Source organism: Paraburkholderia madseniana (assembly GCF_009690905.1).
Taxonomy (GTDB): Bacteria; Pseudomonadota; Gammaproteobacteria; order Burkholderiales; family Burkholderiaceae; genus Paraburkholderia; species Paraburkholderia madseniana.
The window spans coordinates 1-14011 of record NZ_VOSW01000162.1 but is presented as its reverse complement, the minus strand read 5'-3'; the positions used below and the strand labels follow the sequence as shown (position 1 = coordinate 14011).

Genomic DNA, 14011 nt, shown 5'->3' with positions numbered 1-14011 from the left:
GTGTAGATAGATGCCTTTGTAGAGGCTTGAGCCGTATGCTCCTAAAGGCGCACGTACGGTTCTTAGGGGGCAGCAGCGCAGCAATGCGCTGCTGCTACCCGACCAGGACCATCGGGCCATCAAACGCCGAACCCGACCGATGCTCGGGTTCAAGGATTTCAACTGCGCGCGCGTGATTCTGAGTGGCATCGAATTGATACACATGATCGAGAAAGGGCAGATGACAGGTTCGGGCAAAACTCTGCTGTCTGCCGCCCAGCAATTTTACTCGTTGGTTTCATAAGCCATCCTACGCATATCGCCGTTGTTTGACCGATTTTCCTTACTGCGACAGAAACGGTGCATCTGCACTCGCCCAATGGGCTCCTTCCGATACTGCTCATCAAATTCCGTACCTCTCCTTGCGAAGTCGTATCACGCAAAAAGAATCCTCCGCATTCCTGATCGACGCCGCCGTCTAATGTCGGTTTCTCACCGCCGTTCACAGTCCCGAATCGGGAACGATTTACGCACAGAAACTCGCATGTTGCGCAATTCCGTTCGACCTTTTTCGTTTTAAATCAATGGCGAAGAGGTGCGATTTCGTCTCACGGTGAGACAAACGGCCAGGCGCGAAGTGTCCCTACGGGGCGCGAGCGTATGACAGCACGCGAATATGAACGGGGGTTGCTGGACGTGCCGATTCCTGCAAGGAGGTGGCGACGTCGATAATGGCGGATCGCGAAAGATCCTGAGGGACTTCGTGCCGAACGCTCGGCGGTGCGTTTGCCCCCGAGAAGCTCGAAGGCGAAGCTCACTCGCTGTCAGAGACCAACATCAAATGAACTCGGATGGAGTATAGCATTCAGTTTTGGAAGTCGCGCACCGAATTACATTCGTGATGCTAGAGCGACACTTATCAGCGGGAGTGACGGGCTCGGCGGAGCCCGCGATGCCGGGTAGGGGATCTTGCGGGGAAGGGGAGATACGGTGCGACTGCGCTACTGCATTAGATGTCGCAAAGCGAAGGCCACGTAAATAAAAATCGTGAAGCAGGCGAGGACGACGGCCGGCGCCATGGCGTCCATACACCAGCGGCGGAAGAGAACGATCGGTGTTAGCACTGCCGTGCGCAGGCGTTGTGCGAAGCTGACCCCGGGCAGGGATACTGGAAGGGTGGGTTTGCCGGCGGCAATGGCCTCGATATTGTGGATGTTGACTTGCATGGCCTGAGCAAGGTCAGCGCATGCCTTCGAGATCCGCTTTTCTGATTCCACGACCATAGTGGTCATCTCTTTTTTTGCGAGGGTCCACCTCTTGTCTTGCAGCTCGTTAGACGCTTTCAACTCGTCCTTAACCAGCAGGTCCAGTGCGGCGTAGCCGTTGATGTGGACTGCTTCGCCCACCTTGTCAAGAAATTCATCAAGGCGCGCACCTTTCATGACATCTTCGATGTCGCCCCGGAACGTAACGCTCGCCGCGCGGATCGCATCAATGAGTTCCTGATAGGCCCGGGAAGACGATTGCGCATGGTCAATGTTCGCGCGAAGAATCCCGCGCAATTCTTCGACGGCACCTACGACGACTCCCTCGAGGCCGCTACCCTTCGCGTCCAAGGTGTCATTTATGTGGCGCAGACGATCCTCGAACCGTTGGAGATCCCGGAGTTGCCTGGTATAGCGGGCCGCCTCCAGGGTCATTGGAGGCAGGCTCGAGGAGAGGCGGTCTTCATCCATTGCTCGTGGGGATATCGATTTTCAGCGCAGCAAACGCGTCCTCGATAAACATGGTCGCCGCTCCTGCCAGCTCTTGCACCAAAGCTCGCTTAGCGGCGCTTTCTGCGGCGGCATGATTGTTAGCGGCGTGGTGCTTGAGGACCTCGGCGGCGTAATCAACATCGTTCGCGAGGGCGTCGGCCCACTTCATCTCACTGTCTCGCATCCGTGCGAAGAGTTCCAGATCCGGGATTACGGCCTTTTCGTTAAAGTGCATTCCGGGGTTGTCGTTCAGGTACGAATAGAGATGACCGAACTGTTTCCGGACCGACTTATTGATATCCACCATGTTCAGGAGGATGCGGATCCGGTCGCGGGGCACACCCGCCTTGACGAGATCTTCGATCGAGTTGATGGCCTCTTCAGGACGCTTCTCGCCAGGGACCGCGACCACTACCGCGTAAGTGAACCTCTTCGCGAGCTGGTAGATCACCATCTGCTTGAGAAACAACGCCCACTGGGACGCGCCGACATCGACCACTGCATTCGAAGGGTTCGTAAGCATGTCAAGGCGGAGATCGACTGCCTCACTTGCATCGAAGCGCGTCATCGGAATTCCGATCCACGATGCGTCCATGTTGTGACCTTCCACCGAATAGAACTTCCCGCCAACCTTCGGGTGAAGCAAGGTCGCACTCAGCGTGCTCTTGCCAATGTTGTTGAGCGTGGATGCGACAAGAATGCGCAGCGGCTCAACGACAGGCGCTTTCGTGATCCCGGTCGGCGTCGGCGATTTGGCTTCAGTGGTTGCTGGCGTTGCCATGAGAAGAGTTCCTTTTGTGACGGAAAACTGTTGGTAAATGGGACACTGCGCCTCGCATCTGTCATTCATGGGATTGCGGGGAGTTGGATTTCCTTGATTTGTACGGGTCCCAGCGAGTTTGCAGTTGCTCTGGGTTGCCGAAAATCCCTGCCGGAAGCTGCGGCCGTTCGCGGTCTTTCTGCGTGGGTCTACATTCTTCAGTGGCGCTAGTAGTAGCCGGTACGGAAGGCGTGACAACCTGAACATCCCGACCGTTGAAGGGTTCCGCCAGAGTAGGCGCGGATGCCACCTCTCCCGGTGAAGCGGCGCCAGACGGCTGTGCGAGTTCGCCCGATTCAGGCGGTGCTGTCGGTGACAGCACATCAGGATTGACACGGGCTTCTGCGCGGATCTCGTCCTTCTCGAGCGCAGAGCGCGGAGTCGGTGAATTTGCCGGTACGGGCTGTGAGTCGGTCGAGGTAAGCGCGGACGAGGGCTGTTCACGGCGCTTCACGTACTTGTGGATCGATTGGGAAGAGACCGTTACACCACGCGACGCAAGATAGCGGGCGATCGCCCGGTAACTCACGCCCCTCGTCCTAAGTTCCCGGATGAGTTGGTCGTTAGGTGCGCACTTGTGGCCCCGTCGTTCCATCTCGCTCTTCAGGAATTCATCAATGTCCATTTCCGGTTGGGGCTCTGGTTGCGTTGAATCTCGCGCGTTAGTTCTGGAACCGAGTATCACGCTGATTGCGGGCGGTTAAGGCGTGAAAGAAAGGGAATATCGGGCGACATTCACGTTCACGGTGCGACGAAGGGGTGACGGAAGTGCGATGAAGGTGCGACAGGATTGCGACGGTGAGTGACGGTCGGGTGAGGACGGTGCGACGACGGTGCGACGACCCGGCGGCAGGGATGCGACTGCAGTGCGACGTCGGAGTGTTGGGTTCCCTCCGGTGGAGTGGTCACGATGCATTCACGACAACCAGCGGCAGTGAAGCGGTGACCGGTGACGCGACAAAGGGCTAACGGCCGGCGGGCGATATGGCGACAGAAAGGTGTCGGGCGAATGACGGAGATGTGACTTCAGTGCACGTTAGTGCGTGCTCGATGGGTCTGCAGCGGAAGAGCGACTGCGATGCGCGCTCTTCACCATGGGATCTGCACGTTAAAGCGGCGCGACTGTAGTGGGACGTTCGGGTGACAGACGGCGACGGTAAGCTGACGGAAGGGTGACGGACGGCGACGGCAAGTTGACGGACGGGTGACGGATGGCGACGGCAGGGTGCCAGACGGGTGACGGACGTGCGATACTGGGGTTGCGTGCAAGCGAGTTCGCCGCAGCGAAGGTACAACGCGCACAGTGCAATAAGGATCACTAAGCTCTGCTGGCGGAGGCTGCTCTGACAGTACCGTTCGTGCGCAGGCGGTTTGATCGTGGACGGCATGGGGTTGCGTAAGCCGATGGACTGTGTTCTACTTCGACGCAACTGCCTCGCCGCGTTGTTGAACCGAGGGGCAACCAAGATTCACACGGGCCGCCGATGCGGCAGCTGTAAGTCTCGTACTCGCACGGGACACCCCTCAAAGATTCCGCGGAGCCATCCGCGCGAACGAAGTTTTCTGCACCCAAACGCCCTCGCGGCGTTTTTTTTAAGTCCAGCGGAATTAGGTGACAGTTCGGCACAGAGGCAAGGCTAAAACCCTTGACGAGTGCGGCCGAGCGGGAAGGTTTCGGCGCCAGAACGTACACATACGTGCTGCCGAATATCCCGGCCTAAACCATCTACAACGGAAGCCGAGTCGTCACGTTGCGACGTAGACGGACCACGTATTCATCGCGTTAGCGGGATCGTGGGAGGCTTCGCTCGCCTGCCAGGGCGAGAGAGTTAACACCCGGAGATATGTGCGCTATCTCATAGACCGTCCTCACTGCGAGGATGGGCGCGCACAGGTTGGCTCACCTTAAGGGCCCACACCTCGCTACGGTCACATGCTAGGTAACCCGGTACCCGTAAGGGCCGGGCTGAGTGGTTAGTGTTAGGTCACCTTTCCACTCGGAATCGCACTTTTTAAAGACCATGCGGCTGTTTCACGATGTGATATGCGGGAGTTTGCTTGCCTTCTCCCAGGTGCGCAGCGATATGCGCGCCGAACTACGACCGACAGCGAGATCGGTGCGTGGAAAGTGGCAAGTTTTCAATGCAGGGTCTCACGGCGAACGCTAGGAGACGCCCGCCAGTGCCACACCAGCACAGGCGCCGCATTTCACATTATGGAAGGGTGGAACATGGCCAAGGATGCGCGCGGTATTGACGATCGTACGAACGACGCGGGTGAAAAGGGAGCGACAGAGACGAAAGGATGGAAGGCTCAGTTGCAGGAAATCATCGATGCGAACGTTCATAAGCGGGTGAACGGCCGGGTCGCGTCGAATCGCACGATGGAGCACAATGCGACGGTGCTCTTCGTCGCATTCAAGACGATGCACTACAAACTCGGACTGACCCCGCTCCCTCGCAACATTGCAGAGCGGCACATCCGGACGCTTGCGCGCTACTGGTACGAGGAAGGCAGGGCAGCGGCGACCATGCGTAACGATCTGTCGGTGCTCCGCAAGTTTTGCCGGTGGATTGGCAAGCCCAACCTCGTGAAGAAGCTCGAGGAATACTTGCCCGACGCGAGCCCGGAGCGCTTGACTGTTAGCGCGACAGCAAAGGTTACGAAGTCGTGGAGCGCAAACGGGATCGACGTCGAACGGAAACTCCAGGAGGCGCTCGCGATCGATGACCGGTTTGGGATGATGATCGCGATGCAACTTGCGTTCGGTCTGCGGCGCCGGGAGGCGATTCGTCTCCGGCCGTGGGTATCCGATCAGCGTGACCTTGGCAAAAGCGTTTTCATTGTGTACGACGGGGCGAAGGGAGGAAAACAGCGGATCCTTCCCATCGAGTTCGAGTTCCAGGTATGGGTGCTGGATCAGGTTAAGCAACAGATTGGCAAGCGCGATTGCCTCGGGTGGAAAAAAACAATCCGCGGCAAGAACGCGACGCTCGAGAACAACATCGACCGCTACGACTACTACATGGCGAAGCTCGGGATCTCGAAGGAGAACTGTTCGGTATGTGGGCACGGGCTGCGGGCCGAGTATGCGGAAAACTGTGCGCTGCTCGAAGGCTTCACTCCTGCGACGCTGGGCGGCACCGGAGACGAGATGTCGCCTGAGGAGTTGAGGATTAAGCACAAACGCGTGAGCGAGCGCCTCGGTCACCACCGTACGCGGGTCACGGCCAGTTACTGCGGTTCGACGGCTGCGAACGCTAAGGAGGCAGCGGCTAAACGCGAAGCGGCGGAAAAATCGGCGCTGGCTGAGCCTCACGATCAGCCGGTGGTGAACTCGAATGGTGCGAAGGGCTCACTGCCCGACGCGAAGCGGGTGGACGCCGAAGAACGCGCCATGCATGACGTTTCGACGGAAAGCGTGCCGGGCGACAAGCCGGAATCGACGGCACCGATGGTTGATGGGGCGCGGGCTGCGGGGGGAACCACGCAATCCACGGGCGATGATAAGGTGACGACAATCGCGGAACCTCAGGGGCGTGAGTTCTTTGGCGGGTACTACAAAAACGCACCCGCTGGCCGGAAACATCCGGACGAGCTGGAAACCAAGCAAGCCAAACGCACAGTGGCAGGTGACGTGTCGCTCGCCGCCGGCGACGGCGAGCGCAAGCGTCAGTTGGCCTCCGCAAAACGTCCGGCCATCGATGAGCGCCAGTTGCGTTTGCCGCTGAAGGATCGTCTCACCGCGAAACTGACGCGCGGCAAAAAGTAACCGGCCGGAGGAGGGTTGTCGGGGATATCCCGTGTATTCCCGACAACGCTTAGATTCTGGCACCACCGCATGAGCTTACATTCTCCAAACAATACTGAGAGAATAATGGGTGGATGCTCGTCCGCCTGTTGTTAATAGATTGGGGTTGTAGAAACGGTCGCATTTCGTCGCGATAATACAAAACACATAGGCAAGATCCACCCACCGGCCTTGAAGTTGAGGCTTTCCATTGAAAAAAGGAAGTGATAGTCCATGCCCGTCCGGCGGTTGAAGTTCGGCCAGTTTGAGATTTATGTTGTCACCGGGGGGACCGATGCATCGTTGTCTCTCGACGACATGGCGCGGCCGCTCGGCTTCGATTGCAAGGACGGCTTGCTGGGGAAAATCAGCGAGTTGGGGCTGGATGATGAGGTGTATCCGGTGGGCGCGAAGGAAATGATCTCGGTCGGCGCGGCGAGAACACTCGCTGGATCGTTCGCGACGGTTGACTCCGCGGCGCTCGTTGACTGGTTTGACACTGAGCCCCATCTCCGCGACCTCCCTATCGACTGTCACGGTCCAACCGACCAGGAACACCGGGGTCCTCAAACGCGGATTGCTGTTGAGCAATTGCTCGACCGCGAGCCAAATGCCAGCACCGAAAAGATCGCGGAGGATCTCAGGATCGGTGAGCAAGCTGCAACGGACCAGGTCAAGGCTGTCCACTTTATTCGGCGCTACAAGCCAAAGAAAGAGTAGGACGCGTCAGTCTTCCTGATGGGCGGGTGGCGACACTCACCCGCGCCGCCGTGTTATCCGACGTCGGGCAAATGTGCAGCGCAGAACGCGACCGTCCGGTTGCGTCTGTGTCTACGTGTGACGATCGTCGATACGGGGGTGGTGATGACGACGAAAGTGGTAATGAGCGGGCGCGAGTTCTTCCTCGATGAGCTGCAGGCGGAACCCGCAAAGTTTGCCCATTGGTTCGAGCGGGCGCGAGCCGAAGCCGGCCACGCAGAATGCCTGTGCATGCCCGGGCGCCGGTTGAAACTCCAGATCCGGCTTCGGGACGGGCTCTTCCATCTGGCGGTCTGGCCGCTCGAGGGCGAGTCTCATTGCAACGACAAGAAGACGTGCTTCTTCCATAAGCTTTCGCCTGACTCTTCGGGGCGCGGAAGCTACGCGAAGGTCGCGATCGTCGACCGCGACGACGGCTCAACGGATATCAAGGTCGAGGTGCCGCTTTCTGTGCGGGCCGACGAGCGCGCGCCGAGCGTGCCGGGCGCGCCATCGTCAGGCGAATCGCGCGAACGGCGCAATGCAGTCGGCCTGCTGCACGAACTGTGGGAGGGCGCATCGCTCAACCGGGGGAGTTCGAACCGGACGCTACCGAGGCGAACGCCGGTGTCGTCGCGCAGAAGCTGCATCACCTTGAAGTCCTTTTGCATGAACCGTGGCTTGTGACGATCCCGGCGGAAGAATCGGGGCTGGGTGAGCCGGTGGTCGATCTTCGCGTGCCAAATCCGGTGAGCTTCATGGTCCAGAAGCTTCTGATCCGTGAAAAACGGACGCCTCAAAAACGCGCCCAGGACGTCCTGTACATCTACGACGCCATGTACAAATTCAACGGGTCGATCGAGGGCGACCTCGCTCCAATCTGGACAGGACTCGAAGGCACGCTGCACCCAAAACAGCAGCAAAGCATTCGCGACAGCGTCAAAGAATTGTTCTCGGACGTGAACGATATCATCCGGGAAGCCGTGACCATCCCGACTGACCGGAAGCTTGACCCTGTCGATGTGCTCATGGTCTGCCGGTTCGGCTTTGAGGACCTTTTCCGATAAGCCTATCCTGGCGGCGCGCGGCGGGCAGTCCGGCTCCGGTCGGTCTGCGATGGACGATCGGATCCACCGGCGAGTGTCGCACCCATTTCCGAACGGATTTATTCAGCGAAAGGGCTGTTTAGCGTAAATCCAGTCGGCTTTTCTCTTTACAAATCAAAGGCCGGACCGATGGAATCCGTCTCATCGTGAGACTCGCGCGCCGCCCGCTGTTGGAGCCTGCGAGCGGTCTGGACGTGTTCGCTTCCGGCGCCGCCGCCTGATTTTGCCTGACGTCGCCTCCGTCCGGTTCTGAGTCGGGTAGGGCACGCGCACCGGTTGCACGTGCGACTGTCTGTGCTGGCAGCGCGCGTGGCGTGAGCCGTCTCGGCTTGGCCGGGATTTCGCGAACCGTGGTGGCACACTGCCGCTCTCTGATTGATCATATCCGCGCGCGCGAACCTCATCGTTGTGCGTGTCGCAGGGATGGACCTCGACGGCATCCAGTGCGTCACGCACGGCCACTTATGCCGCCGCAATCAACGCTTCACAGTCCGCCCGCGTTGCGTCCGTGCGAAGGCGCTCGATCGCGGCGTGAATGATGGCCTTGTCGCCGATCGACACGTCGCTCGGGTCGCATGCCGAGAGAGCAGCGGCGATCTGGCCTATGGCCAGTGCGCTTGCTTCGCTGGCTGCAAATTGCGGCGCGCTGCCGGCCGACGGGGCGGTGCCCGCAGTAGCGTTGCACAGTTCGAGCAAAGTCTCTTCACGCTGGCATGTGTGCGGCTGCGCGCGCACTCGAGTCTGACATGTCTCGCGGCGTGACTGAACGCCACGAACTGGCAGGACCAATGTGAAGCCTCGAGTCGCATGAAATGGAGGACTTGCTATTTATATGCAAAAGGGGTAATTGAAGCTTGTCTTTTGCGCCCAGCGGGGCAGAGAAGCACCGTCACGGGGACTGGGCTCATCTGACGGTGCCCGATAAGACCAGGGATGCCGTTGTTCTATGCTGCAGAGTTCGATTGACAAACCGCAACTAACAGTCTGAGATTCTTCCCAACCCCACCGCTGCTACGCAGCGACAACCCCGTTTCCAAAGGGTTCGGCGGAGTTGGGCGCTACAGGGCAGTTCCTTCTGGAACTTCGACGCGTCAGTGCATCTCGTTCTGTGCCGCGCGCGCGATCTGTCCCGCACTCACCGACTCAAGTTCCTCACGGGAGTCGAATTCAACGAAATACCCGAAGACAGTGCCTGCTGCATCGCAAGGGAAAAGACGTTGAATACAGTGCCCCCTGAAGCAACCGCATCGCGGCGTACCGCACCCGCCGTCCGGTGGGCTGATGATTGTGCTGCCGTCAGCCGGCACAAATACGCCTTCGCCGACAACGCCGTCGACGGGTACGTGGTCGTACTGGATGATTTCTGCGCGTATAGCCATGACGCTCCCGCTGTCTGCCAATCACTGGGGTTCTGCTCGAAACTACCGTGCGAACCCCCAATCGCGTCAGCTGTCAAGCGAAGCACCCATTTCCTTCATCGGGAGAATTTCTTTGACCATGGGCACAAATCCTCAAGCGCGATGGCCTATCGGCCGTGGCGAGAATTTCAACCCGAGAGCAAAATGCGGCTGCAGTGTTCTTCGAGCGGTCATTGATAGCGGCCGAACAGCCGTGTGTCAGGGGAGTTGAGAGAGAACCTTCACCGATTGGGAACCCCGGTACCCGTTTCGATGTCAGTCTGTCATGACTCCCCTCTGGAATCGTGATTACTCCTGGCTTGAGACTGTGACCTGTAGGTGCTTTGCAACTGTGTATGCGCCGCGGTCCGTCCGTTAAAGCTCACCGTCCCATGGCGAATGTGCCGCAGAAGCGTCAACCGATGGAAGCATCCATTGTCGAGAGCGCTGCGCGAACATCGGCAGCCGTAATGGTGGAGGCTCCCGATTCGATGTGCCGCGTCGCGGCCTCGTCTATAAGCCGCTGCAAGGCGGCGTCGGTATCCGCGATTGAGCGGCCTTCGAGCGCTGTGATCACGTACTCCACCGTGTGCCGCGAAATCGCAAAGTTGTCTCTCGCCTTGAGCTTCAGCTGGGAGCGGATATAAGCAGCGAGCGACTCGCGTGACGGCACGTCGAAGCGGATCTTCTGCTCAAGGCGGCCGCCTCGCAGCACCGCCGGATCCAGCGCTTCCGGATGGTTGGTAGCCGCAATCACCAGTACGTCAGGCACACGGCCATCGGCGCCGTCGATCGAGGCAAGGATCCGGTTGGTCACGGATGCGGCGGGAGAAGAGACACGATTTCTGAGCGCATCGGTCGCCTCATCTATTAGGATTACACACGGTCTTAGGTCCTTTGCCTGACGGTAAAGCTGGCTCCATGCGGAGTGGCTGGCGAGGAGCTCCGCGCCCGTTGTCTTGAGGACCGCCCATCCGCTGGACTTTGCGATGGCCATTGCGGCCTGCGTTTTGCCGGTGCCCGGTGGGCCATAGAACAGTACGCCGCGGGGAACCGCGCCGCCGAGCTGTTCCATGCGGTGAACATGGCGCATGCGCAGCGCAAGTCGTTTGAGTTCATCACGCGAGCCCTCGGGCATGATGATTTCCTCTACCGTCTTGACCTTCTCCGGCAGGTGCCCCCTCGATCCCTGGATGCGACGCATGGCCTGCATGGCAATATCGAACGAAACGGGTTCGTTCCTGAACAAGCCTTCGCGCCGCATGTCGGCAAGTTGAGGTCCGATGGCCATCAGACGCGCAGCACTGAACCCTTCCCAGCGGGCCGCGAGACTCCTGAGGACAGGCACGCTGAGCGCCTTCGGTCCGAGCGCTTGGAAGACGGTACGGGAAAGCAGCGCTTCACGTGCTGGCGCGTCTGGCGGCGGCACCTCGACCTTGAAGTCGAAACGACCCTCGCGCACGGCGGCGCCGTCGAGCCAATCGAGATCGTTCGTGGTCGCGATCAGCACAACACGGGTTCCGCGAAGGCGGACGACCTCTGTGAGGATGGTGTTTGTTAAATCCCTTGCCATATGGTGAGAGTGTTGTCTCGATTGGACAAAACTGTCCGCCTCGTCAATCAGGAAAACAGCCTCGGCTAGCCGGGTGGCCTGCGCAAATGCCGCCCTTACGCGCTCAGGTGTTTCGTTGACCCACTTCGAGGCAACATCCTGATAGGAAATGGAGAAGAACGGAATCCGTAACTCGCCAGCGAGTGCTTCTGCAAACATGGTTTTTCCATTACCCGGTTCGCCGGAGAGCAGGATGCCGTTTCTCGCCTGTGCGGGGTTGGCGATGATGTCGCGTGCCGCACTGAGCATCTGGTTCTTTGTCTCAGCCATGCCCGTGATGGCGTCAAAGGAGAAGCGGGCGCGCAGTACACGGTCGTCCAGGGAGTACGTCTGCTGGGGTGTTGGTTGACCCGGTGCATTTTGCGCAGTTGAGCGTGGGGCGGGCGGTTGTACGGGCCGCAAAGCGGGTTGTCTGGTCTTGCGGTAACCGTGCACGGCACGCAATCCCAACCAAAGGACGATTCCGATGCCGAGCAGGATTGCAGCCATTAGTGAAGTCCGACCGAGCGAAAGCAGCAGCATGACGACGGTTCCAGTCGCCATCAGCCAGCGGGCGAGACGGACATAGCTGTGGAGTACAAGCGCCAGGCCGGTGCAGATCAGCATCGCGAGCAGCCGATGCATGTCATTGAGGTGAAGAACTGACCCGACGCCTGCACCCGCCAGGGTGCCGGTCAGGATCGGAGGGAACAGGCGGGCCGTGAATGCGATGGCGTCCTTCATGAAAGTTCTCCGTACAAACAAGGGGCGATGGCGAAGCGACTCAATCCGCGCGTTGAGATACGCGGAGTGCCTAGCGATACAGAGGCATGACCTCGTCCTCGATCAGGTTGTACAGGTCGTCGCGGACGAACTGCGCAAATTGCTCACGTTCGTATATAGCCACCGTGACGAAAAGGCCCGTGAACCCAACGGCGATGCCCTTGACCGTGGCGATCACCCCGAGGGCGATACCCTCGGCCAGCGCTGGGTAGGCCTCCTGCAGACTGGCGAGTCCCAGCACGACTCCAAGACACGAGGTGCAGGCCATGAAGACTGGGCCGAAGAACATCAGTACGGCTGCGGTGTTCCAGAACGCCCTGACGGGACGGGGAAGGCACGCGTGGTCCGGGTGGATGAAGCTGAAGAATGACGTTTGCTGTTGAGCGTTGTGCATGTGGAACTCCGTTTAGGTGGTGCTGGATCTGTCGGCCCCGTCGTGACAGACGTCGCGCGCGGACAGATCCAGGCTTCCATGGTTCGACGGGAACGCAAGTCGGAATGCGCTAGCGAAGCACGATGAGCGGGCGACCTCGTCTGGGCAACCACTGACGCGGGCTCGGTTTCCAACGCTGCGGACGTTTGCGCATCGGCCTGGTCACGCGACGCTGGTTCTGGCGCAGCATGCGCCGCGAGCGTGCGATCGGGCGCCTGAGCTCGGCACTCAGGCGCCGGTGCCAGGCTTCAATCGCTCCGGGCGGAATACTGGCGTCGATATAGCCGGTGACACCCGAATCGGTGACGACCTTGATGACCTCACAGCCATTGGCTGCGGTAAAGCGTATGGTTTCCATCTGGGACCTCCGTGCCTCTTCCTTTTACGTTTCACTTGCGGAGACGGCGGCGTATATAGCGTGCGACGGCGATGAATGGCGTGAAATAGTCGACGAGGCACTGACGGCATTCGTCGACGAAGACTTGCCAGAGGTTCTTTTGGGGGTTGCACATAGGGTTGTCCTTTTGTACGTGGGTGCACCGGAATGGCCCGGGTTTCGAGACGGAAGCGGGCTGCTCACGGATGCGTCATGGAAGCGACGAGCGAACCTGCCGGTAAAAGGGCGAGCGTTGCCGGGAGCTGCGGCATTGTTCTCTCGGCAAGGTCCAACGACCCTGTCGTTCCCGTGATCGACAGATAGGCACCTGAGCCCATCGCGAACATGTATCCACGCTGGCGGCTCACGATTCCGCCGTCCTTGCTGACCGTGCGGCTGATGCCTGGACTCGCGGTATCCGTTTCATCCTGCGTGGCCATCGGGGCGCGCGGGTCGTGATGCTTCGCTGCGGTCGACCCATCGTCTCGCGCCAGGATACTCACTGATCGACGACCTTCCTCCATCGGATCGGGCTTATTAAAGGGACATGAAGATGTGTCCACCGGGCCTGCGAAGGCACAGGCCAACGCGACCGCGTTCCCTGCTGCGACGAATCCGTTCGAATCGTTGTTGCGCATTGAGTTACCCCATCTGGTCATGGTTGTTCCTCAGCCGGGTGGGATCGCAGGGATGCCATCCGGCCGCTGGGCCCCGCGAGTAATGCTGCGCGAAGGCAAATCAGAATCGCATGGAGTTGCGCGGACGCAAGTCAGCGTGCCGCGCCGAAACATCCGGTTAGCGCGCCGTCGCCGGTGAGCGCTTCACCTGCGGACCGTAAGTAAACGAGACCGTGGGTGCCGGTCGAACAAGGCAGAGGAGGGCGTCAAGGTCGCTGCTCGACCTTGACGATATTCAGCGGACGGATATTGTTAATCGCCTCGGCAACGCTGCTTTTCCGGATAAGGGATCAAACAGCTCCCTCGGAAATGATTCGCCATTTAAGAAGCTTCAGCTGATTGACCAGAGGGGGCTGCATAACGCGTACGGACCTTCACACGAAGCCGTTAAAAACCCTGGGATGTTTTCTGCCAGAGCTATGTAACACGTCGCTGTCCAATCCACGGAAACTGTCGTTGTGCGAGTTCGTGGAATTCCTTGTTCAACAACGCGACGCGCAATTGCACGACACTGTGTGCCCCCACGCGACTCCAACGCATATGCTGGCTCTTGCACATTCGACG

General features: G+C 59.4%; 14 protein-coding genes and 2 pseudogenes. 5 read left to right on the top strand and 11 right to left on the bottom strand.

Annotated elements, in window-relative coordinates:
• Positions 1 to 100: 100 nt before the first annotated feature.
• Positions 101 to 283 (top strand): annotated as a pseudogene (locus FSO04_RS42805) (DDE-type integrase/transposase/recombinase); the annotation flags it as partial.
• A gap of 697 nt (positions 284 to 980) precedes the next feature.
• On the opposite strand, the gene FSO04_RS42800 reads toward FSO04_RS42805, so the two are convergent.
• The 3 genes from FSO04_RS42800 to FSO04_RS42790 form a co-directional block, all read right to left on the bottom strand.
• Complete coding sequence (locus tag FSO04_RS42800) at positions 981 to 1715, bottom strand: hypothetical protein (protein WP_154567395.1); 735 nt, start codon at positions 1713 to 1715, stop codon at positions 981 to 983.
• Positions 1708 to 2517 (bottom strand): hypothetical protein, encoded by an 810-nt coding sequence (locus FSO04_RS42795; protein WP_154567394.1) that lies wholly within the window; start codon positions 2515 to 2517, stop codon positions 1708 to 1710. The genes FSO04_RS42800 and FSO04_RS42795 overlap by 8 nt, the downstream gene beginning before the upstream one ends.
• 61 nt (positions 2518 to 2578) lie before the next feature.
• Positions 2579 to 3085, bottom strand: a complete 507-nt coding sequence (locus FSO04_RS42790; protein WP_154567393.1) for a hypothetical protein — start codon at positions 3083 to 3085, stop codon at positions 2579 to 2581.
• Positions 3086 to 4786: 1701 nt separating this feature from the next.
• Between FSO04_RS42790 and FSO04_RS42785 the strand changes: the two genes are divergently transcribed.
• The 4 genes from FSO04_RS42785 to FSO04_RS42770 all read left to right on the top strand — a co-directional run bounded on the left by FSO04_RS42785 (position 4787) and on the right by FSO04_RS42770 (position 8151).
• Complete coding sequence (locus tag FSO04_RS42785) at positions 4787 to 6328, top strand: integrase domain-containing protein (RefSeq protein WP_166618377.1); 1542 nt, start codon at positions 4787 to 4789, stop codon at positions 6326 to 6328.
• A gap of 252 nt (positions 6329 to 6580) precedes the next feature.
• A complete protein-coding gene (locus tag FSO04_RS42780; protein ID WP_154567391.1) occupies positions 6581 to 7066 on the top strand; it encodes a hypothetical protein in 486 nt (161 codons plus the stop codon).
• 117 nt (positions 7067 to 7183) lie between these two features.
• The gene (locus FSO04_RS48075) at positions 7184 to 7771 is read left to right on the top strand and encodes a DUF1173 family protein (RefSeq protein WP_166618376.1); all 588 of its coding nucleotides are present in this window, start codon (positions 7184 to 7186) and stop codon (positions 7769 to 7771) included.
• Entirely contained in the window at positions 7663 to 8151 is a 489-nt protein-coding gene (locus FSO04_RS42770; protein ID WP_233465389.1) for a GSU2403 family nucleotidyltransferase fold protein, read from the top strand. Before FSO04_RS48075 ends, FSO04_RS42770 begins: the two co-directional genes overlap by 109 nt.
• A 501-nt stretch (positions 8152 to 8652) precedes the next feature.
• Here the strand turns inward: FSO04_RS42770 and FSO04_RS42765 are convergent.
• The 8 genes and pseudogenes from FSO04_RS42765 to FSO04_RS42735 form a co-directional block, all read right to left on the bottom strand.
• Complete coding sequence (locus tag FSO04_RS42765) at positions 8653 to 8886, bottom strand: hypothetical protein (RefSeq protein WP_154567389.1); 234 nt, start codon at positions 8884 to 8886, stop codon at positions 8653 to 8655.
• A 395-nt stretch (positions 8887 to 9281) separates the two neighbouring features.
• Entirely contained in the window at positions 9282 to 9569 is a 288-nt protein-coding gene (locus FSO04_RS42760) for a hypothetical protein (RefSeq protein ID WP_154567388.1), read from the bottom strand.
• 433 nt (positions 9570 to 10002) lie between these two features.
• Positions 10003 to 11922 (bottom strand): AAA family ATPase, encoded by a 1920-nt coding sequence (locus FSO04_RS42755; RefSeq protein WP_154567387.1) that lies wholly within the window; start codon positions 11920 to 11922, stop codon positions 10003 to 10005.
• A gap of 70 nt (positions 11923 to 11992) precedes the next feature.
• Complete coding sequence (locus tag FSO04_RS42750; RefSeq protein WP_154567386.1) at positions 11993 to 12355, bottom strand: hypothetical protein; 363 nt, start codon at positions 12353 to 12355, stop codon at positions 11993 to 11995.
• 109 nt (positions 12356 to 12464) lie between these two features.
• Positions 12465 to 12752: a hypothetical protein gene (locus FSO04_RS42745; protein ID WP_154567385.1), complete on the bottom strand. Its 288-nt coding sequence runs from the start codon at positions 12750 to 12752 to the stop codon at positions 12465 to 12467.
• Between the two features lie 31 nt (positions 12753 to 12783).
• Positions 12784 to 12906 carry a hypothetical protein gene (locus tag FSO04_RS48445; protein WP_267905092.1) on the bottom strand — a complete coding sequence of 41 codons (123 nt, stop codon included), beginning with the start codon at positions 12904 to 12906 and terminating at the stop codon, positions 12784 to 12786.
• A gap of 64 nt (positions 12907 to 12970) precedes the next feature.
• A complete protein-coding gene (locus FSO04_RS42740; protein WP_154567384.1) occupies positions 12971 to 13408 on the bottom strand; it encodes a hypothetical protein in 438 nt (145 codons plus the stop codon).
• 456 nt (positions 13409 to 13864) lie between these two features.
• A pseudogene (locus FSO04_RS42735) lies at positions 13865 to 14011 on the bottom strand (ISKra4-like element ISBusp5 family transposase); the annotation flags it as partial.